The 21109-nt window shown below is 62.2% G+C and carries 19 protein-coding genes; 9 read left to right on the forward strand and 10 right to left on the reverse strand.

What is annotated here, in order from left to right; all coding sequences use genetic code 11:
* From OU993_RS22845 to carB, 4 genes are all read right to left on the reverse strand, one after another.
* Positions 1-468 (reverse strand): SRPBCC domain-containing protein, encoded by a 468-nt coding sequence (locus OU993_RS22845; protein WP_268161207.1) that lies wholly within the window; start codon positions 466-468, stop codon positions 1-3.
* A gap of 44 nt (positions 469-512) precedes the next feature.
* Positions 513-833, reverse strand: coding sequence for a HigA family addiction module antitoxin (locus OU993_RS22850; protein WP_268161208.1), 321 nt, complete (start codon positions 831-833; stop codon positions 513-515).
* Positions 805-1089, reverse strand: a complete 285-nt coding sequence (locus OU993_RS22855) for a type II toxin-antitoxin system RelE/ParE family toxin (RefSeq protein WP_165221667.1) — start codon at positions 1087-1089, stop codon at positions 805-807. Before OU993_RS22855 ends, OU993_RS22850 begins: the two co-directional genes overlap by 29 nt.
* 67 nt (positions 1090-1156) lie before the next feature.
* Complete coding sequence (carB, locus tag OU993_RS22860) at positions 1157-4639, reverse strand: carbamoyl-phosphate synthase large subunit (RefSeq protein WP_268161209.1); 3483 nt, start codon at positions 4637-4639, stop codon at positions 1157-1159.
* Positions 4640-4971: 332 nt separating this feature from the next.
* Here carB and ypfJ point away from each other — a divergent pair, with 332 nt between their 5' ends.
* The gene (ypfJ, locus tag OU993_RS22865) at positions 4972-5892 is read left to right on the forward strand and encodes a KPN_02809 family neutral zinc metallopeptidase (protein WP_268161210.1); all 921 of its coding nucleotides are present in this window, start codon (positions 4972-4974) and stop codon (positions 5890-5892) included.
* Here ypfJ and OU993_RS22870 read toward each other — a convergent pair.
* Complete coding sequence (locus OU993_RS22870; RefSeq protein WP_268161211.1) at positions 5880-6740, reverse strand: LytTR family DNA-binding domain-containing protein; 861 nt, start codon at positions 6738-6740, stop codon at positions 5880-5882. The genes ypfJ and OU993_RS22870 overlap by 13 nt on opposite strands.
* 92 nt (positions 6741-6832) lie before the next feature.
* Here OU993_RS22870 and OU993_RS22875 point away from each other — a divergent pair, with 92 nt between their 5' ends.
* Together OU993_RS22875 and OU993_RS22880 are read left to right on the forward strand one after the other, a co-directional pair.
* Positions 6833-7324 carry a DUF2306 domain-containing protein gene (locus tag OU993_RS22875; RefSeq protein WP_268161212.1) on the forward strand — a complete coding sequence of 164 codons (492 nt, stop codon included), beginning with the start codon at positions 6833-6835 and terminating at the stop codon, positions 7322-7324.
* Between the two features lie 34 nt (positions 7325-7358).
* Positions 7359-8030, forward strand: a complete 672-nt coding sequence (locus OU993_RS22880) for a glutathione S-transferase family protein (protein ID WP_268161213.1) — start codon at positions 7359-7361, stop codon at positions 8028-8030.
* Positions 8031-8067: 37 nt separating this feature from the next.
* Here OU993_RS22880 and OU993_RS22885 read toward each other — a convergent pair whose 3' ends face one another.
* Entirely contained in the window at positions 8068-9063 is a 996-nt protein-coding gene (locus OU993_RS22885) for an aldo/keto reductase (RefSeq protein WP_268161214.1), read from the reverse strand.
* Positions 9064-9177: 114 nt separating this feature from the next.
* On the opposite strand from OU993_RS22885, the gene OU993_RS22890 reads away from it, so the two are divergent.
* Both OU993_RS22890 and OU993_RS22895 read left to right on the forward strand, forming a co-directional pair.
* Entirely contained in the window at positions 9178-10083 is a 906-nt protein-coding gene (locus OU993_RS22890) for a LysR family transcriptional regulator (RefSeq protein ID WP_268161215.1), read from the forward strand.
* 150 nt (positions 10084-10233) lie between these two features.
* Positions 10234-11613: an MATE family efflux transporter gene (locus tag OU993_RS22895; protein ID WP_268161216.1), complete on the forward strand. Its 1380-nt coding sequence runs from the start codon at positions 10234-10236 to the stop codon at positions 11611-11613.
* 102 nt (positions 11614-11715) lie between these two features.
* On the opposite strand, the gene carA is transcribed toward OU993_RS22895, so the two are convergent.
* Positions 11716-12921 carry a glutamine-hydrolyzing carbamoyl-phosphate synthase small subunit gene (gene carA / locus OU993_RS22900; protein WP_268161217.1) on the reverse strand — a complete coding sequence of 402 codons (1206 nt, stop codon included), beginning with the start codon at positions 12919-12921 and terminating at the stop codon, positions 11716-11718.
* Positions 12922-13245: 324 nt separating this feature from the next.
* Here carA and OU993_RS22905 point away from each other — a divergent pair, with 324 nt between their 5' ends.
* Positions 13246-13695 carry a GatB/YqeY domain-containing protein gene (locus OU993_RS22905; RefSeq protein WP_268161285.1) on the forward strand — a complete coding sequence of 150 codons (450 nt, stop codon included), beginning with the start codon at positions 13246-13248 and terminating at the stop codon, positions 13693-13695.
* Positions 13696-13740: 45 nt separating this feature from the next.
* On the opposite strand, the gene OU993_RS22910 is transcribed toward OU993_RS22905, so the two are convergent.
* On the reverse strand, positions 13741-14073 hold the full coding sequence (locus OU993_RS22910; RefSeq protein WP_268161218.1) for a BrnA antitoxin family protein: 333 nt from the start codon (positions 14071-14073) through the stop codon (positions 13741-13743).
* Positions 14036-14323: a BrnT family toxin gene (locus tag OU993_RS22915; protein WP_268161219.1), complete on the reverse strand. Its 288-nt coding sequence runs from the start codon at positions 14321-14323 to the stop codon at positions 14036-14038. The genes OU993_RS22910 and OU993_RS22915 overlap by 38 nt, the downstream gene beginning before the upstream one ends.
* A gap of 524 nt (positions 14324-14847) precedes the next feature.
* On the opposite strand from OU993_RS22915, the gene dnaG reads away from it, so the two are divergent.
* Entirely contained in the window at positions 14848-16869 is a 2022-nt protein-coding gene (dnaG, locus tag OU993_RS22920) for a DNA primase (protein ID WP_268161220.1), read from the forward strand.
* A 392-nt stretch (positions 16870-17261) separates the two neighbouring features.
* On the forward strand, positions 17262-19310 hold the full coding sequence (gene rpoD, locus OU993_RS22925; RefSeq protein WP_268161221.1) for an RNA polymerase sigma factor RpoD: 2049 nt from the start codon (positions 17262-17264) through the stop codon (positions 19308-19310).
* Between the two features lie 66 nt (positions 19311-19376).
* Here rpoD and OU993_RS22930 read toward each other — a convergent pair whose 3' ends face one another.
* Positions 19377-19616: a DUF2798 domain-containing protein gene (locus OU993_RS22930; RefSeq protein WP_268161222.1), complete on the reverse strand. Its 240-nt coding sequence runs from the start codon at positions 19614-19616 to the stop codon at positions 19377-19379.
* 344 nt (positions 19617-19960) lie between these two features.
* On the opposite strand from OU993_RS22930, the gene OU993_RS22935 reads away from it, so the two are divergent.
* Positions 19961-21100 carry a DUF930 domain-containing protein gene (locus OU993_RS22935; protein ID WP_268161223.1) on the forward strand — a complete coding sequence of 380 codons (1140 nt, stop codon included), beginning with the start codon at positions 19961-19963 and terminating at the stop codon, positions 21098-21100.
* Positions 21101-21109 lie beyond the last annotated feature (9 nt).

The raw sequence follows: 21109 nt of genomic DNA on the forward strand, positions 1-21109 counted from the left end.
TCAGGCGGAATCTTCAACCAAATTCCGCCGACCCGCCAGCAAACGTTCCAGCCGGTCGAAATTCTGCTCGTTGGCGAGCGCAATGAATTTCGTCAGGGTCGTGTTGTCCTCGTTCGGCTCCATCCGCATCAGCCAGGTCAGCCGGCTTGCGTTGTCGCTTACCACCTCGAAGCGCATTTCCATGTCGAAGACATGGATCGGGTCGTGATGAGTAAAGGTGATGCGTTCCGGCACGATGATCTCGCCAAAGGTCGAGCGGTTGAGGAAATCCGTGCCGTTGGACGCGGTCATGGTGATCAGCCATGTGCCGCCGGGCTCAAACTCAAAGCGGTGGATCACATTGGTGAAACCCTCCGGCCCCCACCAGAGCGCCAGCTGTGCCGGATCGGCAAAGGCCTGGAAAACCTCGGCTGAGGGAAAGGCGAGGACGCGGGAGCTCTCGATTTCAACGGGGTCTTGGATGGGCATGGGCGGATTCGATCGATCTGATGAAAGTCTTCAAAGATGAGCCGTTACGCGGCCCGCGGGGTGATGGCATTCAGTTCATCCGCAATGATGCGCCGCCGTTCCATGAGGTCGTGATCTGCCTGAAGACCCAGAAAATAACCTTCGCTCATGCCGAAATAACGGGCCAGCCTCAGATCGGTATCGGCCGTGATCGCCCGCTTTCCCTGGACGATTTCGTTGATCCGCCGCGGAGGAACGCCGATGGCGCGCGCCAGGGCATTCTGGCTGAGCTGCAGCGGCGCCATGAATTCCAGCGCCAGGATGTCGCCCGGCAGAGGGTTTGGAAGCAGATCCTTGTCAGTCATGGTAATCGACGATTTCGACATTGTCGGCGCCTCCATCCTTCCAAACGAAACAGATCCGCCACTGGTCATTGATGCGGATGCTGTGCTGACCTGCGCGATTTCCCTTCAGAGCTTCCAACCGGTTACCGGGCGGAACTTTCAAGTCCGAGAGCGTGCGCGACTGGTTGATCATTCGAAGCTTGCGCAGTGCTGCGACCTGGATGTCAGCTGGAAGCCTGCGGCTTCTTCTGCCGTCCCATATGCCACGTGTCTCGCTGTCACCGAAGCTGCGTATCATGGCCGACGGTAGCAAAAAGCCACCCATAACGCAATGCGCTATGGGTGGCCGTCATTATGTCAAAACCTCAGAAGTAGCTCTGCAGCGGCTGGACTTCGAGCTGGCCTTTCTTCAGCGCCTCGATGGCCTGGGCGGCGGCCATGGCGCCGGCCATGGTCGTGTAATAGGGCACCTTCTGCATCAGCGCCGCACGGCGCAGCGACTTCGAATCCGAGATCGCCTTGTTGCTATCCGTCGTGTTGATGACGAGCTGGACCTGGCGGTTGCGGATCGCGTCCTCGATATGCGGACGGCCTTCGAGCACCTTGTTAACCTTGATCGCTTCGATGCCGTTTTCGGCGAGGAAACGTTGCGTGCCGCCGGTGGCGAGAACCTTGAAGCCGATCTGGACCAGAAGCTTGATCGCCGGCAGGACGCGGACCTTGTCCTCGTCGCGCACCGAGACGAAGACCGATCCGTCGCGCGGCAGTTCGACGCCGGCGCCGAGCTGGCTCTTGGCAAAGGCCAGCGCGAAGTCGCGGTCGAGACCGATGACTTCACCGGTCGAGCGCATTTCCGGTCCGAGCAGCGTGTCAACGCCGGGGAAACGGGCGAACGGGAAGACCGCTTCCTTGACGGCAATGTGCTTCAGGTTGCGCGGGTCCGGCTTTTTGCCATAGGCGGCGATCGCCGCATCCAGCTTTTCGCCGGCCATGATGCGGGCGGCGATCTTGGCGATCGGCGCGCCGATGGTCTTCGCCACGAAGGGCACGGTGCGCGAGGCGCGCGGGTTGACTTCGAGAACGTAGATCGTGCCGTCCTTGATGGCGTATTGCACGTTCATCAGGCCGCCGACATTGAGTGCCTTGGCGAGTGCCGTCGTCTGACGCTCCAGCTCATCCAAAAGCTCGGCTGAGAAGGAGCGGGAGGGCAGCGAGCAGGCCGAGTCACCCGAATGGATGCCGGCTTCCTCGATATGCTCCATGATGCCGGAGACGAAGACGCTCTCGCCGTCGCAGAGCGCATCGACGTCCACCTCGATCGCATTCGTCAGGTAGCTGTCGAAGAGCAGCGGGTTCTTGCCGAGGAGTGTGTTGATCTGGCCGGTCTTGTCGTTCGGATACCGCTGCTTGATGTCTTCCGGCACCAGTTCCGGCACGGTGTCGAGCAGGTAGCTCTGCAGCATGCCCTCGTTGTGGATGATCTGCATCGCGCGGCCACCCAGAACGTAAGAGGGGCGCACGACGAGCGGGAAGCCGATTTCAGAGGCCACCAGGCGAGCCTGTTCGACCGAATAGGCAATGCCGTTGTTCGGCTGGGCGAGGTCGAGCTTCATCAGCAGCTTCTGGAAGCGGTCGCGGTCTTCGGCGAGGTCGATCGCGTCGGGTGCGGTGCCGAGGATCGGGATACCGTTCTTTTCCAGCGCTTCGGCAAGCTTCAGCGGCGTCTGGCCGCCAAACTGCACGATGACGCCGACGACTTCACCCTTTTCCTGTTCGGCGCGCAGGATCTCGATCACGTCTTCGGCCGTCAGCGGCTCGAAATAGAGGCGGTCGGAAGTGTCGTAGTCGGTCGAGACCGTTTCCGGGTTGCAGTTGATCATGATCGCTTCAAAGCCGGCATCCTTCAGCGCGAAGGCGGCATGGCAGCAGCAATAATCGAACTCGATGCCCTGGCCGATGCGGTTCGGGCCACCACCGAGGATGACGACCTTCTTGCGGTCGGAGACTTCCGCTTCCGAGCGGGCGGCGCCGACGAAGGGCGTCTCGTAGGTCGAATACATGTAGGCGGTCGGCGAGGCGAACTCGGCGGCGCAGGTATCGATGCGCTTGAAGACCGGGCGAACGTTCAGGCTGTTGCGCAGCATGGCGACATCCTTCGGCTTGCCGTTCGTCAGCGAGGCGAGGCGGGCGTCGGAGAAGCCCATGGCTTTCAGCATGCGCAGGTTTTCTGCGTCCTTCGGCAGGCCGTGCTCGCGAATGCGGGCTTCCATGTCGACGATCGCCTTGAACTGGGCGATGAACCACGGATCGATCTTGCAGCCTTCATGCACTTCGGCTTCCGACATGCCGAGGCGCAGGGCCTGGGCGACCATGCGCAGGCGGTCCGGCGTCGGCGTGCCGATCGCGGCGCGGATGGCGTTCTTGTCGTCGCCCTGGCCAACGCCGGGGATCTCGATTTCGTCGAGACCGGTCAGGCCGGTTTCCATGCCGCGCAGCGCCTTCTGCAGCGATTCGGCAAAGGTGCGGCCGATTGCCATGACTTCGCCGACCGACTTCATGGCGGTCGTCAGGACCGGCGAGGCGCCCGGGAATTTTTCGAAGGCAAAACGCGGGATCTTTGTGACGACGTAATCGATCGAGGGTTCGAACGAAGCGGGCGTTGCGCCGCCGGTGATGTCGTTTTCCAACTCGTCCAGCGTGTAGCCGATGGCGAGTTTCGCCGCGACCTTGGCGATCGGGAAGCCGGTCGCCTTCGAGGCGAGCGCCGACGAGCGCGAGACGCGCGGGTTCATTTCGATGACGACGAGGCGGCCGTCCTTCGGGTTAACGGCGAACTGCACGTTCGAACCGCCGGTCTCGACGCCGATCTCGCGCAGCACCGCAATCGAGGCGTTGCGCATGATCTGGTATTCCTTGTCCGTCAGCGTCAGCGCCGGCGCAACGGTGATCGAATCGCCGGTGTGGACGCCCATCGGGTCGATGTTTTCGATGGAGCAGATGATGATGCAGTTGTCCGCCTTGTCGCGGATCACTTCCATCTCATACTCCTTCCAGCCGAGCACTGATTCCTCGATCAGCACTTCGGTGGTCGGCGACGCATCGAGACCGCCATTGACGATGTCGAAGAATTCCGAACGGTTATAGGCAATGCCGCCGCCGGTGCCGCCGAGCGTAAACGACGGGCGGATGATCGCCGGCAGGCCGACATGGTCGAGCGCTTGGGCGGCAATCGCCATGGCATGCGCCATGTAACGCTGCTTGCGGTCGGTCTCGCCGAGGTTCCACTGGTTTTCGAGCTCGTCGAGCGCCTTGTCCAGCGCATCACCCGACAGCGTTTCGCGCAGCTTGGCGCGTTCGGTTTCGTGCGTCTTGCGGTCGGCATCCTTGATCTCGGTGGCGTTCGCCAGCATCGAGCGGGGCGTTTCCAGGCCGATGCGGGCCATGGCCTCTCGGAAGAGGGCGCGGTCTTCGGCCATGTCGATGGCGGCAGGTTTGGCGCCGATCATCTCGACATTGTAGCGGTCGAGCACGCCCATGCGCTTCAGGGAAAGCGCGGTGTTGAGTGCCGTCTGGCCGCCCATGGTGGGCAGAAGCGCATCGGGGCGCTCCTTGGCGATGATTTTTGCCACCACTTCCGGCGTGATCGGCTCGACATAGGTCGCATCCGCCAGACCCGGATCGGTCATGATGGTCGCCGGGTTGGAGTTGACCAGGATGACCCGATACCCTTCTTCCTTCAGCGCCTTGCAGGCCTGGGTGCCGGAATAGTCGAATTCGCAGGCCTGGCCGATGACGATCGGCCCTGCGCCAATGATGAGAATGGACTTGATATCTTGGCGCTTCGGCATGTCGTCTTTCCGCTTATATCTGCCTGCGCAGAAAACCGGCCGGGTGAGGCTTCACCGGTCGGGCGCAAGGCGTGGGTTCTTTCAGGCTAGAAGCGGCTTATAGGGAAATGTGGGAGCGGAAGGAACCCCCAATCTTCGTGAATCTACAGAAGCCGGACACACTTGACCCAACTGCGCTGGATGCCGCCGGACCATGCGTTTCTGAGCGTGCACTGATGTTCTTTCGGAGAGATTTGTGTTAGCCGTTGCCGAGGGCAGGTATTGGTCTGCAGACGGAAGCCGAAGATGATGCGCGGCGTTCTGAGTTGCTTCTGAGTTCAGGGAAATATCACATGGAATGGCGGGGCCGGCGGCAGTCTGACAATATCGAGGATCGGCGCGGGCAGTCGGGCGGCATGCGGTCCGGGTCCGGCTTTCGCATTCCTGTCGGCGGCGGCGGACGGCGCGGTGGCGGCATCGGGATCGGCGGTCTGGTGATGATCCTGATCGTCTGCGCCGTGCTCGGCATCAACCCGCTCACACTTCTCTCCGGTGGCGATATCGGGCTGGGCGACGGCTCCTCCGGTTCGCAGCAGCAGCAGCAATCGGCACCGCGCAGCGCGGCGGATCAGGAGATGCGGGCGTTCGTCGGAACGGTGCTTGCCGAGACGGAGGATACCTGGAACCGGATCTTTCAGCAGAGCGGTGACCGGTATCAGGAGCCGACGCTCGTCTTGTTTTCCGGCCAGACGCAGTCGCAATGCGGCTTTGCCTCGGCGGCGACCGGTCCCTTTTATTGCCCGGGAGACCGCAAGGTTTATCTGGATACAGCTTTCTTCCGCCAGCTCTCCGGACAGTTCGGTGCATCGGGCGATTTTGCCCAGGCCTATGTGATCGCGCACGAGGTCGGTCACCACGTGCAGAACCTGATCGGGGTTCTGCCGAAGTTCAACCAGATGCGCCGCTCGATGAGCGAGGCGGATGCCAACCGCATGTCGGTCAGGGTCGAACTGCAGGCCGATTGTTTTGCCGGTGTCTGGGGCAAGACCACGCAGCAACGGGGGCTGCTCGAACAGGGAGACCTGGAGGAGGCGCTGAATGCCGCTCAGCAGATCGGCGACGATACGCTGCAGAAGCGCGCCCAAGGTTATGTCGTGCCGGAAAGCTTCAACCACGGCGCCTCGGCGCAGCGCATGCGCTGGTTCCGCAAGGGCTTTTCGAGCGGCAACATGCAGGCCTGCGATACGTTTTCGCCGAGTTATCAGCAGCTCTGATCGGCGGCGAGCGGCGGCCGCGCGCCGCCGAAGCGGGCGCGAAGGTCGGCCTCGTAAGGGCGGCTGACGGGAAGCAGTGTGCCATCGGCGGTTTCGACGAAGAGCTTTCCGCGTGCGCGGCTTACGGATTTAACATGTTCGTCGGCCACCCAGTGGGACCGGTGGATGCGGCGGCCGCTCACCTTTCCCGTCTCGTTCAACGCATCGGAGAAACGCAGGAGGATGAGTTCGCGGCCGCGCGAGGTCACAACCTCGGTATAGTGGTCCTGGACCGAGAGGCGCAGCAGCCGACCGCGGTTCTGCGGGTTCAATCGTTCCACGAGAGGCGGTGTCGTTGCGGCTGGTTCCGATGGGGCGCGCGGCTCGGATGACGCCGAGCCTTCGGGTGCCGCGACGGGGTGCGGACGTGCCGGCGCGGCATTGCTGCTCGTCAGATAGGTGAGAAGACACAGCAGCAGGCAGAGCGGCAACGAGATTCTCGTCTGTTCCAGGACTTCGCCGAAGGTGATCGGATCGCCGGTGAAGCCGGCCTGCAGAAGCGTGATGCCGAACCCGATCGGCGGTGCCGCGAGTGCGGAACCCAGCAGCATGCGGGCGAGCCTTGAGGGGATCTGTGCCTCCAGCAGGACATCGACGACGGTGGCGAGCACGACGGCAATGGAAAAGGCCATGACGTGCAGCAGCATCCAGAAGGACAGCCGCTGCAGCAGCGGCATGGACTGGCCGGTGCCGAAGGGGCCTGTCACCGTAAACACCAGCACGACCACGAGAATGGTTGCCCAGTAACGCCCGGAGATCAGGAACCCGCGCAATTCACGAAGCGCGAATTGCAGCTTTGCGTCATCCACGAATGCTTCTCCCTGCTTCACGTTTTTGCCGTTTCGTCGCAGGAAGTCTTGCCGGAGAAAAAGCTGCGTTTCAATCGGGGGCTGATTTCGCAATGACACTCGAACCACTTTACACCGCACCGCTTGCCGTGCAGATCCATGTGGCGACGGTCATGCCGGCCGCCGTGATCGGCGCCTTCCTGCTTCTGTGGCGGCGCAAGGGCTCTGCGCTTCACCGCCTTCTCGGCAAGCTCTGGATGGTGCTGATGGTCACCACGGCCATCTCCACCTTTTTTATCCACTCCTTCAATCTCTTCTTCGGCTTCAGCCCGATCCACATTCTGTCGGTTCTGACGATCGTCAATTGCTGGGCTGCCTATCGTATGGCGCGTCGCGGCAATATCCGCGGCCACCGCATTGCGGTCACACAAGCCTATGTCTGGGGCATCCTGGTTGCCGGCGGCCTGACCCTGTTGCCGCACCGGATCATGAACCGCGTCGTCTTCGAAGGAAGCTCGTTTTTCGACCTCGTGTTGCTGGCCGCGCTTCTCCTGTTGCCCTGGTTGCTTTTCCATTTGCAACAGACCAAGCTGAAGCACGTTTAGCCGCACGACCGTCTGTCATTGGTTCAGGATTTCCATGATCATCGTTCATTATCTCAACAATTCCCGCGCCCATCGTATCCTCTGGCTGCTGGAGGAACTTGGGCTTGCCTATGAGGTGAAGACCTACCAGCGTGGGCCCGACATGCGGGCACCCGCCAGTCTGAAGGCCGTTCATCCGCTGGGAAAATCGCCGGTCATCGAGGATGGCGGCCGCATCATCGCCGAAAGCGGGGCGATCATCGAGTATCTCGTCGAGACCTATGGTGAGGGCAGGGGCCTGAAACCGGCGGCCGGCACCGATGAGGCGCTGCGCTATCGCTACTGGCTGCATTATGCCGAAGGCTCCGCGATGCCGCTTCTGCTGCTGAAGCTGCTGTTTCTCCGGCTTCCCGGCCAGCTGCCGTTCTTCCTGCGGCCGGTCGCCAGCATGATTGCCAACGGCGTGCAGGGCAAGCTTGTCGACCCGCAGCTTGCCGATCATCTGGCCTTCTGGAACAGCGAGCTTTCGCGGGACGGCTGGTTTGCCGGATCGGCCTTCTCCGCCGCCGACATTGCGATGAGTTTTCCGGTCGAAGCCGGCATGACGCGGATGAAGAGCATGGGGGATGTCAGCGCCGTGCGGCGTTATCTGGACGCCATCCGTGCCCGCCCGGCCTATCAGCAGGCGCTTGAGAAGGGCGGGCAATACGATTACGCGACGAGTTGAGCGAAGGCGGTCTGGATCCGCCTCCGCCTGGCGTTGATCAGCGCTCGCTGTCGAGATGCGCCATCTGCTGATCGGCGTAGCGGCTGCCGAAGGCCGCCCCTTTCGGCACCGCCCGTTCGATGGCCGACAGATCCTCGGCCGTCAGCGTGACGTCAAGGGCACCAAGCGCTTCCGTCAGACGGTCGCGGCGACGGGCGCCGACGAGCGGCACGATGTCCCGTCCCTGGTGAACCACCCAGGCGATCGCCACCTGCGCCACGGAAACGCGCTTCTCTTCGGCAATCTGGCGCAGCGCCTCGACGAGCGCGAGGTTCTGTTCGAGATTGCCCTCCTGGAAGCGCGGGCTCATGGCGCGGAAATCGCCCTTTGCCGTTGATCGGTCCCTTTGCCAATGGCCGCTGATCAGGCCGCGCGACAGGACGCCATACGCGGTGATGCCGATGCCGAGTTCCCGGCAGGTCGGCAGGATCTTGTCCTCGATGCCGCGCGAGATCAGCGAATATTCGATCTGCAGGTCGGAGATCGGATGCACGCTTGCGGCGCGGCGGATCGTCTCTGCGCCCATTTCCGAAAGGCCGATGTGGCGGACGTAACCAGCCTTCACCATATCAGCGATGGCGCCGATCGTGTCTTCGATCGGCACGTCCGGATCGAGGCGCGAAGGGCGGTAGATATCGATGTAATCCACCCCGAGCCGGGTCAGCGTGTAGGCAAGTGCCGTCTTGACCGCCTGCGGGCGCGCGTCGTAACCGAGCCAGCCGCGATCCGGCCCGCGCAGCGCGCCGAACTTGACGCTGATCTGCACCTTGTCGCGCGGGACCCCCTTCAGCGCCTCGCCGATCAGCATCTCATTATGGCCCATGCCGTAGAAATCGCCGGTATCCAGCAGCGTGACGCCGCTGTCGATCGCCGCATGAAGGGTGGCGATGCTCTCGGTGCGGTCGGTTGGACCATACATGTCCGACATGCCCATGCAGCCGAGACCCAGTCTCGATACCTGCGGGCCAGTCTGTCCCAGTTGATGCATATCCATGATCGTCGTCCTTTTCGTCAAAGCCTTGTCTCGATCGGCTGGGGACCTTTTACGATGTTCGGCGTTGTGCGATAATCCGATCTCATTTGCACAGCCTGTTCGGAATTTCGTACAATGGCCGATCTCCCTCTGACAGAACTCGATGCCTTTGCCGCCGTTGCACAGGCGCGAAGCTTTCGGGCTGCGGCCAAGCTGCGCGGCGCATCCGCCTCCTCGCTCTCCGATGCCCTGCGGCGCCTGGAGGAACGGCTCGAGGTGCGGCTCTTGAACCGCACGACGCGCAATGTGTCGTTGACGGAAGCGGGTGCCCGGCTTCTAGAGCGGTTGCGGCCGGGGCTTGCGGAAATCGAGGCGGCGCTCGACGGCGTCAACAGTTTTCGCGATACGCCCATGGGACGGTTGCGGCTCAACGTGCCGGGTGTCGTGGCGCGGTTCGTGTTGCCGGAGATCGCCGCCCGGTTTCTTGCACGTTATCCGGACATCACGCTCGATGTCGCGACCAATGATGCCTTCGTCGATGTGATCGGCGAGGGGTTCGATGCCGGCGTGCGTTACGAGGAATCGCTGCAGTCGGACATGATTGCGATCCCGATCGGCCCGCGGACGCAATCCTATGTCGGAGCGGCCGCGCCCAGTTATATCGAGCGGTTCGGTGTACCCGATCATCCGCGTGATTTGCTGCAGCACCAGTGCATCCTGCACCGCTTCTCCAGCGGTCGCGTCCTGCCGTGGAGTTTTGAGGAGGAGGGGCGGGAATTTACCATTCTGCCGCCTGCCCGTGTGATCGGCGAGACCTCCGACCTGGAGGTGGCGATGGCGGTTGCCGGACACGGCATCATCTTCACCTTCTCGGAATTCCTGGCCGAGGCGCTGAAGCAGGGGACGCTGGTGCCGGTCCTTGCGCCCTGGACGCAGAGCTTTTCCGGGCCATTTCTCTATTACAACAGCCGACGGCACATGCCGGCGCCACTGAAAGCCTTCATCGAGTTTCTCAAAACGGAGAACCGGCGCGGCAGTTGAAGCGATCGATCACGGCGATTGAGGGGTTGCAGCAATAATATTGCTGGGTTGCGCAAGCGGCTTGTTTAATCGGCCGCCATTCACTAGAGAGTTTCAAGGCCGTCTGCCCATTTTCCGGGCAGCGGCTTTTTTGATTTTGGAGTGCAAGTCATGGCGAAGCTCGATGCTGCGCGCCTCATATCCTCCGACAATTCCTGGGGCGCGCATCTGCGCGGCACGCTGGTGCTCGGCCTTCCCTTTGTCGGCGCGCAACTGGCGCAGATGGCGATCAACACCACCGATGTGATCATGGTGGGCTGGCTCGGGACGACGGAACTCGCTTCGGTCGTTCTGGCGACGCAGATGTTCTTTGTCGTCCTGATCTTCGGCACGGGCTTTTCGAACGCCGTCATCCCATTGGTGGCCCAGGCCGTTGGACGTGGCGATACGGTGCAGGCCCGCCGCTCGGTGCGCATGGGCATGTGGGTGGTGATTGCATACTGCGTGCTGACCGCGCCGCTTCTGTGGTTTTCCGAACCGATCCTCCTGTCGCTCGGTCAGGATCCTCAGGTAGCGTCACTGGCGCAGGATTATCTGCGCATCCTGCAATGGGGCATGTTTCCGGCGCTTCTCCTGATGATCCTGCGTGCCTTCGTCAGCGCGCTGGAGCGTGGCGGGATCGTGCTTTACGTCACGATCGGCATGTTCCTGCTCAATGCCTTCCTTGATTACGGCCTGATCTTCGGCAATTTCGGCCTGCCGCAATGGGGGCTGGAAGGGGCGGCTGTCGCCTCCCTCGGCTCGAACCTGCTCGGCCTCGCTCTGATCGTGCTTTATATCGAAAGCCGCAAGGACATGCGCGCCTACGAGATCTTCGTGCGTTTCTGGCGGCCCGACTGGGTGGCCTTCCGCGAGATCCTGAGCGTCGGGCTGCCGATCAGCTTCACCATTCTTGCCGAAGCGGGCCTGTTTTCGGCGGCATCGCTGCTGATGGGGGTTCTCGGCACCCAGGAACTCGCGGCCCACGGCATCGCGTTGCAGCTCGCCTCGATCGCCTTCATGATCCCGCTCGGCCTTGCCCAGGTCGCCACGGTCAGGGTGGGTATTGCCCGTGGCCGGCGTGATCCGCTCGGCGTCAAACGCGCCGCAATTGCGGTGCTCGTAGTCGGGCTCGGCATTGCCGCGGTCGGCAGTCTCCTGTTTGCCCTTATTCCCGCAGCCCTGGGACGCCTGTTCCTCGATACCAGCCAGCCCGATGCCCAGGCCGTTCTGCTGCTCGCCGTGCCGCTGATTATCGCTGCCGGGGCCTTCCAGATGTTCGATGGCCTGCAGGCGGTGGTGGCCGGGCTTCTGCGCGGCCTGAAGGATACCAAGATCCCGATGGTCCTGGCGCTGATCGCCTACTGGCCGATCGGATTCTTCTGCGCCTGGCTGTTCGGTTTCGTCTTCGATCTGCGCGGACCGGGGATCTGGATCGGGTTTGTCACCGGCCTGATGGCAGCGGCCGTGATGTTGTCCATCCGCTTCTGGGTTCTGGTACGCCATACCTGAAGACGAGCGGGGAGTGTTGCGGCATGTCCCCGAGAGCGGCCTTGGCCACACATAAAAAGGCCCGCGACGAGCGCGGGCCGGATCTGTCAAGAAGTTGCGCGATCAGCGCTCGGCGAGTGCCGGTTCGCCCTTCTTTTCCCGCACCATGTTGATGAAGCGGCGGAAAAGATAGTGGCTGTCCTGCGGGCCCGGCGAGGCTTCCGGGTGATGCTGCACGGAAAAGACCGGCTTCCCCGCAAGACGCAGGCCGCAATTGGTGCCGTCGAACAGCGAGATGTGGGTTTCTTCCACGCCATCCGGCAGCGACTTCGAGTCGACCGCAAAACCGTGGTTCATCGAGACGATCTCCACCTTGCCGGTGGTGTGATCCTTGACCGGATGGTTACCGCCATGATGGCCCTGATGCATCTTTTCGGTCTTGGCGCCGAGTGCCAGGCCGAGCATCTGGTGGCCGAGGCAGATGCCGAAGGTCGGCGTCTCGCTCTCGATGATGGCGCGGATCACCGGCACGGCATACTCGCCGGTTGCCGCCGGGTCGCCCGGGCCGTTCGACAGGAAGACACCATCCGGCTTCAGCGCCATGATGTCTTCGGAAGAGGTCTGGGCCGGGACCACGGTCACCTTGCAATCGAGGCCGGCAAACAGGCGCAGGATGTTGCGCTTGACGCCGTAATCGACGCAGACGATGTGGTATTTCGCATCGTCCGGTCCGAGCGTGCCATACCCTTCGTTCCACACCCAGGGCGTTTCCGTCCACTGCGACGACTGGCCCGAGGTTGCTTCCTTGGCGAGGTCGAGGCCGACGAGGCCGCCCCAGGCACGGGCTTCCGCCTTCAGCGCCTCGAGGTCGAAATTGCCGCTCGGGTCATGGGCGATGACCGCATTCGGGGCGCCGTTTTCGCGGATCCAGGCGGTGAGCGCGCGGGTATCGATGCCGGAGAGGCCGATGATGCCGCGCGAGGTCAGCCAGTCGTTCAGGTGACGGGCGGCGCGGTAGTTCGACGGGTCGGTGATATCGGCCTTGAAGATCGTGCCGACGGCGCCACGGCGGGCGGCGGGCGTCAGGTCCTCGATGTCTTCATCATTGGTGCCGATATTGCCAATGTGCGGAAAGGTGAAGGTCACAATCTGGCCGAGATAGGAGGGATCGGTGAGGATCTCCTCGTAACCGGTCAGGGCCGTGTTGAAGCAGACTTCTGCCGTCACCTTGCCCGTGGCGCCAACCCCGTGGCCTTCAATCACCGTTCCGTCGGCAAGGACAAGAACGGCGGTCGGCTTGCGGGTGGTCCAGGGTGCTGTCTCAGTCATGTCGGTTCGTCTCCGCCCGAGCCCCACCACTTGCAGCGGCAGGACGGTGGGTCCATCTATGGTCGCAGAAAAGGGCGCGCGGACAGGTCTCGCGCAATGCTCAGCGTGTTAATGATCGTGCAGGTCCCCGACATAACGAAAGCCGAGGGGGCGGTCAATCGCGCACTCTGGCCGGGAGGTGGATTTCTCAACACCGCTTGTCAAGGCGCGAGTGCTTGATTGATCCGCCTTTCAGCCTGCGCTATGACGGCAGCGCACAACAGGGAAGGACAAGCGGCGGCCGGACGGGCCGAGCTTTTCGTTCCGAAGGAGAACAATAAGATGATGCGTGACAAGCTTTCCAATGCCATGAAGGATGCGATGAAGGCGAAAGAGGCAAGGCGCCTCTCGACCGTGCGTCTCATCCAGACGGCGATCAAGGATCGCGACATCGCCAATCGCGGCGCGGGCAAGGACCCGGTCAGCGACGACGATATCCTGCAGATCCTGCAGAAGATGATCAAGCAGCGCGAAGAATCTGCCAAGATCTACACCGAAGGCGGCCGGGCCGAGCTTGCCGATCAGGAGCTCGCCGAAATCGAGATCATCCGCGATTTCCTGCCCGAACAGCTGTCCGACGAGAAGGTGCGCGAGATCATCGCCGGCATCATTGAGGAAATCGGCGCGCAAGGCCTGCGCGACATGGGCAAGTGCATCGGCCTGTTGAAGGACCGTTATGCCGGCCAGATGGACTTCGCCAAGGCCTCCGGCATGGTCAAGGACATGCTCAAGTAAGACGACGGGCGTTTATCGTGAGAACGGCTGGTGCGGGCAACCGCGTCAGCCGTTTTTGCTTTTCTGCTCGGTCACGAAGTGACGGAGCACGGCATTGATCCGCGTCTGGTAACCTTTGCCGGTCGCCTGGAAGAAATCGACAATATCGTCATCCAGACGAATGGAGATCGCCTTCTTCCGACGCGGCTCCACCCATGTGGCCTCGGACCAGTCGATGTCGATCAGGTCCTGCCAGTCGGGATCATCACGCATGGAGGCGACAATCTCCTCGTCGGTCAGGGCGTCCACGCGGGCTCCGTCCGTTTGGCTCTTGATACCCTGTAGCCGCTTGCGGCGAATTTCATCCGCTGTGACGCGCGTAATATTTTCTTCGCTCATTGTGTCTCGCAACCCGCGCTGAAATAATCCTGCATGCGTTACCTCTCATGGTGAAGACAACGGTAATCAAACGCTCATCATCCTGACAGACGGCTATCCAGCGTTCTTCTTCGCGATATGCAGATCGGAAGATGTAGGCATTTTCATCCAACGCCAATACGACATCCTCGAAGTCAATGCCGTGCTTGTTCAGGTTGATAAAGCGCTTCCGGTGATCCCACTCAAACTGTCTGAACGCATAGTTTTCCATGCTGGGCATCCGCGCGTCCGAGTCATTCTCCCGTGCGCCTCGTGTTTGATCCGGATGCCTGTATCGCGAATTGTATATACAGATTGACGGATGTCAATGTCGAGGCTCTGCGCGCCATAGTTGAGAAATTCGACGGATAACGCAACCCTCTCTTCTGCCTCGTAGGCAAGCGAGGCAGAGCTCGGGATTGCTCTGCCTCTTACGCCTGGACATGCATTGCCATCCGGGGGCGGGAGGGCAATGCGTCCGGCACCTCGTTGGGGGGCAAGGTGCCGTACTTGAGCTTCCTGTTGGAGAGTGGGACATCAGGAAGACAGGAACATCCAAATCCCGTTTGAGCCCGAGTTCAACTTACAAATTCGTAATTATTGTACTGGCCAGTTTGCCCCAAAAATGACGCAAGTCGGGCCGCCTATATCCGGTTTTGCAGGCGGTGGTCACTGTGGATATCGGGTACCCCTGTCGGTGGCCGTGGTGTTTGCGGGCAAGCAGGCCTATATGGATGACTTGTCCATGAGGTGACGATGCGGTTTTCCAACAACTTTCTCGACGAAATACGCGATCGCGTGCCGATCTCGGCGGTGATCGGCCGTCGTGTGACCTGGGACAAGAAAAAGACCAATGTCTCCCGCGGTGATTATTGGGCCTGCTGCCCCTTTCATGGCGAAAAGAGCCCGAGTTTCCACTGCGAGGACCGCAAGGGGCGTTACCATTGCTTCGGTTGCGGCGTGTCCGGCGATCATTTCCGCTTTCTCCAGGAAATCGAGGGGATGAGTTTTCCGGAATCGGTGCAAACCATTGCCGATCTGGCCGGCATTGCCATGCCGCAGCCGGACGTGCAGGCCGAGCGGCGCGAGAAGGAGCGGGCAACCCTTGTCGATGTCATGGAAATCGCGACGCGTTTTTTCCAGGACCAGTTGCAGAGTGCCGCCGGCGCAAAGGCGCGCGCTTATCTGCGTGACCGCGGGCTGACGGCGCGTACCATCGAGACCTTTCGCCTGGGTTATGCGCCGGAAAGCCGCAATGCGCTGAAGGAACATCTGGCCTCCAAAGGTGTCTTAAAGGAGCAGATGGAGGCCTGCGGGCTCGTGGTGCACGAGAACGTGCCGGTCTCTTATGACCGGTTCCGTGACCGCATCATGTTTCCGATCCTCTCGTCGCGCGACAAGGTGATTGCGTTTGGCGGGCGGGCGATGTCGCCGGATGCGATGGCGAAATATCTGAATTCCAACGAGACCGAGCTCTTTCACAAGGGCAATGTTCTCTACAATTTCACCCGCGCGCGCAGAGCCTCGCAGGCGGCGTCCAAGGGACCGGACGCGCAGCCGCCGGTCGTGATTGCGGTCGAAGGTTATATGGACGTGATCGCGCTGCACCAGGCGGGTGTGGAAAATGCGGTGGCGCCGCTGGGCACGGCGCTGACCGAAAACCAGCTGGAATTGTTGTGGCGCATGTCGCCGGAGCCGGTTCTCTGCTTCGACGGTGACGGAGCGGGCCTTCGCGCTGCGCACCGCGCCGCCGATCTGGCGCTGCCGCACATCAAGCCGGGCCGTACGGTGCGTTTTGCGCTTCTGCCGGATGGCAAGGACCCGGACGATCTGGTGCGCCACGAAGGCCGCGCCCCCTTCGACCAGGTGATGGCGCAGGCCAAACCGCTTGCCGAGATGATCTGGATGCGCGAAGCCGGCAACGGCAATTTCGAGACGCCGGAAAAGCGGGCGGAGCTGGAAGCGCGGTTGAAGCAGGTGGTCGCGGTGATCGCCGACGAGGGTGTACGCCGCTTCTATCAGCAGCATATGCGCGAACGGTTGAATGCCTTCTTCCGGCCGGAGACCGGGCAGGGCGGTCAACGCCAGCCGTTTGCGCCGCGCGGCGGGCGTGGCCAGGGTGGTGCTGGCGCGGGCGGCCAGCGCGGCAACGGGCCGGGCGGTTTCGGTGCGTCGCGCCCGCTCGGCGTGTCGGATCGGCTGGCGCGCTCCGGGCTGGTGCGCGGTTACCAGGAACTGCCGGCGCTGCGCGAGGTGGTGCTGGCGATCACCATCGTCAACCATCCGCAGCTTCTGCTGGAAGAATATGACGAGATCGCCGCGATTGATTTCGAGAACAAGGATCTGCAGCGTTTCTGGTCGGCGGTGTTGCCGGCGGCCGCGACGGCGGGTCCGAACCTGTCGCGCGCCTATCTGATCGAAAAGCTCGGCGCGCAGGGGTTTGATCCGCTCGTCCAGGCGCTGGAACAGCAGGTGCGCAATGCAAGGCTCTGGACCGCAACGGAACAGGCGGCGATGGAAGATGCCCGGGAAGGCTACCGCCAGGCGCTTTCGCTGCACAAAAGAACCAAGGCGCTGCGGCTGCAGAAGATGGAACTGGAGCGCGAGATCGCCGCGGCAACCGAGGCCGGCGACGAGCAGATCATCGATCCGCTGCTGCGGGCGCTGGCGGAAGTGCAGTTCGAGATTACGCGCATGGAGAACCAGGAAGCGATCATCGATGGCTTCGGTGTGATGTCCGGGCGCGTCAAGGGCGCAGCCGTTAGTCACGGCACATGAAGAGGCAGCTTTTTACCATGGATTTTTCGCGGCGTCGCAAAGCCTTGTCATTCGGCGGGAGCTTCCTAAATAAGCGTCAACCGCAGTGCTGGCCGATCAAAGCTGCGTGCTGCTCCGAATTTTCCACTTTTAACTGCGCATTGCCTTCATAAAGGCTTGACGGAAAGGAAAATTGTGGGAATCACCGTTCCAGGCAGAAGAAGGCGGAGCAAAGCAGATCAGCCACGAAAATCAGAATCGTTGGCGTGAGGGCGGCGAATGCCTCTTGCGGCGTAAACTCCCGACTGGTTAAGCGGGAATAAAGGTCCACCCGGTACGTGAGTGAGTGTGATTCGCAAGCGCGGCAGCGGTTGACGAAACGCCGCTGAAGACGTCCAAGGAAAGACGAATACATGGCAACCAAAGTCAAAGAAAACGACGAAGCAGAGAACGAACGCGACGGCGCTACGGACGGTCCGCTTCTCGATCTTTCTGACGATGCCGTCAAGAAGATGATCAAGCTCGCCAAGAAGCGCGGTTACGTGACGATGGACGAGCTGAACGCCGTGCTGCCCTCCGAAGAGGTGACCTCCGAGCAGATCGAGGACACGATGGCCATGTTGTCCGACATGGGCATCAATGTCGTCGAGGACGAGGAAGCCGAAGAGCAGGCCGCCGGCGAGGATGACGCCGAAGAAGACGGCGAAAGCGAGGGCGGCGAACTCGCCCCCACCGGCAGCACCGCCGTTGCCACCGCCAAGAAGAAGGAACCGGCCGACCGCACGGACGATCCCGTTCGCATGTATCTGCGCGAAATGGGGTCTGTCGAGCTTCTGTCGCGCGAGGGCGAAATCGCCATCGCAAAGCGCATCGAGGCCGGCCGCGAAACCATGATCGCCGGTCTCTGTGAGAGCCCGCTGACCTTCCAGGCGCTGATCATCTGGCGTGACGAGCTGAACGAAGGCACGACGCTGCTGCGCGAGATCATCGACCTCGAAACGACCTATTCCGGTCCCGAGGCGAAGGCCGCGCCGCAGTTCCAGAGCCCGGAAAAGATCGAGGCGGACCGCAAGGCTGCCGAAGAAAAGGAAAAGACGCGCAAGACCCGTTCGGTCGGCGAGGACGACATCACCAATGTCGGTGGCGACCTGCCGCCCATGGAGGAAGAGGAAGAGGACGACGACGAGTCGAACCTCTCGCTTGCCGCCATGGAAGCGGAACTGCGCCCGCAGGTGATGGAGACGCTCGATTTCATCGCCGAAACCTACAAGAAGCTGCGCAAGCTGCAGGACCAGCAGGTGGAGGCGCGCCTCTCCTGCACCGGCACGCTGTCGTCCGGCCAGGAGCGCCGTTACAAGGAACTGAAGGACCAGCTGATCACGGCGGTGAAGTCGCTGTCGCTCAACCAGAACCGCATCGAAAGCCTGGTCGAGCAGCTCTACGACATCAACAAGCGTCTTGTGCAGAACGAAGGCCGCCTGCTGCGTCTGGCTGAATCCTACGGCGTCAAGCGCGACAGTTTTCTCGAACAGTACCAGGGCGCCGAGCTTGATCCGCACTGGATGAAGTCGATTGCCAACCTGTCCGCCCGCGGCTGGAAGGAATTTGCCCGCGCCGAAAGCAATACGATCCGGGAGATCCGCCAGGAGATCCAGAATCTCGCCACCGAAACCGGCATTTCGATCACGGAATTCCGGCGCATCGTCTCGATGGTGCAGAAGGGCGAGCGCGAGGCGCGCATTGCCAAGAAGGAAATGGTCGAGGCGAACCTGCGTCTCGTCATCTCGATCGCCAAGAAATACACGAACCGCGGCCTGCAGTTCCTCGACCTCATCCAGGAAGGCAATATCGGCCTGATGAAGGCGGTCGACAAGTTCGAGTATCGTCGCGGTTACAAGTTCTCGACCTATGCCACCTGGTGGATCCGGCAGGCGATCACCCGTTCGATCGCCGACCAGGCCCGCACGATCCGCATTCCGGTGCACATGATCGAGACGATCAACAAGATCGTGCGCACCTCGCGCCAGATGCTGCACGAGATCGGCCGCGAGCCGACGCCGGAAGAACTGGCCGAAAAGCTCGCAATGCCGCTCGAAAAGGTGCGCAAGGTCCTGAAGATCGCCAAGGAGCCGATCTCGCTCGAAACCCCGGTGGGTGACGAAGAAGATTCGCATCTCGGCGATTTCATCGAGGACAAGAACGCGCTTCTGCCGATCGATGCCGCGATCCAGGCGAACCTGCGCGAGACGACCACCCGCGTTCTCGCCTCGCTCACTCCGCGTGAAGAACGCGTGCTGCGCATGCGCTTCGGCATCGGCATGAACACCGACCATACGCTGGAAGAAGTCGGCCAGCAGTTCTCGGTCACCCGCGAACGTATCCGCCAGATCGAGGCGAAGGCGCTCCGCAAGCTGAAACACCCGAGCCGCAGCCGCAAGCTGCGGAGTTTCCTGGATAGCTGAGGCGGTCGCACGTTCGAAGACAATCAGGACCCGGCGGGAGCAGTTCCGCCGGGTTTTTTGATGGCCTTACACCGGTTCGACCAGAGCCTTGACGGCACGGCGTGTGACCGGCAGGGCGCAAAGCAGCGTCGGGAAGGCAATGATCCAGGACAGGCCCCAGGCGTGCATCCATTTGCCGAGGAAATCGGCGCCCGGTCCCGTGTTCGTCAAGGTGGCGACCGCCGAGACGACAAAGGTCATGAGGATGGACAGGATGAACGGCAGGAGAAAGCCCGCGGCACGCGCGGGAAGTCGCTTCATGGTCATATCGGTTCTCGTTTGGAGATGGAGCGGCACTGAACACAACATGGGCACCCCGCATTGAGCGTGACACCTTCGCCCAGTGACGGTCCGAAGGGTGGTGCGTTGCTTCTCGTGAGACGCTTACGGCCGATGGAAGTTCGACGAGGAGCTGATAGCGTGAAACCTTCCGCCTTGCAAGATCACGGCCCGCACCTGCCGCACGGATCGGGCCGATGGCCAGACGCGCGAGACCAGCGCAGAGGGGTCACGGGCGCCCCGCATCGCCGCAGCACAATGTTTTTCATCTCTGTTGCTGATCCCCTCTCGATCCCGCCGGCATTCGGGCCTACATCGGAGAAATGCAGGAGATGCCGGATAGAGACGAGATGAGGGCGGATGAGCCGCTGGCAAGCCGGATGCCGGGCGTGCGGCGTACCTTCGGCATTGCGGGTTCGATTGCCCTGCATCTTCTTCTTGTTGCACCCTTCCTGGTCAACCTGACTTTGCCAAACCACGACAAACCGCAGGAGGAGACGGTTTCAGTCGAGATCGTGCCGCCGCCAGAACCGGAACCTCAGCCGGAACCCGAGCCCGAACCAAAACCTGAACCGGAGCCGCCTCAACCGGAACAAGCCGAACCACCGGCTCCGGAACCCCCGCCGCCCGCACCGCAGCCGGAGCCCGAACCGCCAGCGCCGCAGCAGCAGGCGGGTGCACCGGCCCCGCCCATTCCCACCCTCAGGCCAGTCTTCCGCTTTGGTGAAGAGACCCGCGGGCCCGAACAGACGGCCGATGGCAACAGCGCCGAGGAGACGGCAGAGGCGCCAAAACCGGCAGAGCCCGCCGAGGATCCGAAACCTGCCGAGACCGCGGAGGCAAAACCTGCGGAGGCGAAGCCCGCCGAAACGCCCGCCGAGCCGAAAGAGACGACGGAGGTGCAGCCTGAGGCGCCGGCTGACGAACCTCCGGCCTCACCCGAGCAGCCGGTGGTAGACAGTGCCGCGATTGCGCTCCTGACGGCACCGACGCCCTCCGATATGCAGGCTTCAGAACCCGGCGCAGCAGACGTCGTGCTGCCGGAGACGGTCGTGCGGCCGACGCCGCGTCCGGCCTCTGCCGCTGCGGCGGAACGGCCGATCCCGGAGATGGAGGAGGTCAAACGGCTCTATTCCTCCTCCAGCACCGGCGACCAGCGGGCGATGACGGCGATGGCCGGCATTCCGCGCGGTGAACGCGCCGGGCAACTGTGTGCCTCGGAGCTGCAGGCGCAACTGCGCAATGGCTCGCCTTCTTACCGGCCGGAGCTCATCCCGGCCTATACGCTCGCCCCCGGCGCCACGGCGCTGAAGGTCGGTCGCGGCGCCTTCCGGGCAGCGGGTGTCTGGTACGATGTCAGCTTCTCCTGCCAGGTGAATGCGGATGCGACCGAAATCCAGTCGTTTTCCTATGCGGTGGGCAGCCGTATTCCGCGCAGCGAGTGGCGTGCGCGCGGTTTTCCGAATTTCTGAGGCGACGAT

Source organism: Rhizobium sp. SL86, from assembly GCF_026672545.1.
GTDB lineage: Bacteria > Pseudomonadota > Alphaproteobacteria > Rhizobiales > Rhizobiaceae > Neorhizobium.

Excerpts from the sequence above, each read along its gene's own strand:
- OU993_RS22845 (WP_268161207.1), bottom strand. The coding sequence starts at position 468 with ATGCCCATCCAAGACCCCGTTGAAATCGAGAGCTCCCGCGTCCTCGCC.
- OU993_RS22850 (WP_268161208.1), bottom strand. The coding sequence starts at position 833 with ATGTCGAAATCGTCGATTACCATGACTGACAAGGATCTGCTTCCAAAC.
- OU993_RS22855 (WP_165221667.1), bottom strand. The coding sequence starts at position 1,089 with ATGATACGCAGCTTCGGTGACAGCGAGACACGTGGCATATGGGACGGC.
- carB (WP_268161209.1), bottom strand. The coding sequence starts at position 4,639 with ATGCCGAAGCGCCAAGATATCAAGTCCATTCTCATCATTGGCGCAGGG.
- ypfJ (WP_268161210.1), top strand. The coding sequence starts at position 4,972 with ATGGAATGGCGGGGCCGGCGGCAGTCTGACAATATCGAGGATCGGCGC.
- OU993_RS22875 (WP_268161212.1), top strand. The coding sequence starts at position 6,833 with ATGACACTCGAACCACTTTACACCGCACCGCTTGCCGTGCAGATCCAT.
- OU993_RS22880 (WP_268161213.1), top strand. The coding sequence starts at position 7,359 with ATGATCATCGTTCATTATCTCAACAATTCCCGCGCCCATCGTATCCTC.
- OU993_RS22885 (WP_268161214.1), bottom strand. The coding sequence starts at position 9,063 with ATGGATATGCATCAACTGGGACAGACTGGCCCGCAGGTATCGAGACTG.
- OU993_RS22890 (WP_268161215.1), top strand. The coding sequence starts at position 9,178 with ATGGCCGATCTCCCTCTGACAGAACTCGATGCCTTTGCCGCCGTTGCA.
- OU993_RS22895 (WP_268161216.1), top strand. The coding sequence starts at position 10,234 with ATGGCGAAGCTCGATGCTGCGCGCCTCATATCCTCCGACAATTCCTGG.
- carA (WP_268161217.1), bottom strand. The coding sequence starts at position 12,921 with ATGACTGAGACAGCACCCTGGACCACCCGCAAGCCGACCGCCGTTCTT.
- OU993_RS22905 (WP_268161285.1), top strand. The coding sequence starts at position 13,246 with ATGCGTGACAAGCTTTCCAATGCCATGAAGGATGCGATGAAGGCGAAA.
- OU993_RS22910 (WP_268161218.1), bottom strand. The coding sequence starts at position 14,073 with ATGAGCGAAGAAAATATTACGCGCGTCACAGCGGATGAAATTCGCCGC.
- OU993_RS22915 (WP_268161219.1), bottom strand. The coding sequence starts at position 14,323 with ATGGAAAACTATGCGTTCAGACAGTTTGAGTGGGATCACCGGAAGCGC.
- dnaG (WP_268161220.1), top strand. The coding sequence starts at position 14,848 with ATGCGGTTTTCCAACAACTTTCTCGACGAAATACGCGATCGCGTGCCG.
- rpoD (WP_268161221.1), top strand. The coding sequence starts at position 17,262 with ATGGCAACCAAAGTCAAAGAAAACGACGAAGCAGAGAACGAACGCGAC.
- OU993_RS22930 (WP_268161222.1), bottom strand. The coding sequence starts at position 19,616 with ATGACCATGAAGCGACTTCCCGCGCGTGCCGCGGGCTTTCTCCTGCCG.
- OU993_RS22935 (WP_268161223.1), top strand. The coding sequence starts at position 19,961 with ATGCCGGATAGAGACGAGATGAGGGCGGATGAGCCGCTGGCAAGCCGG.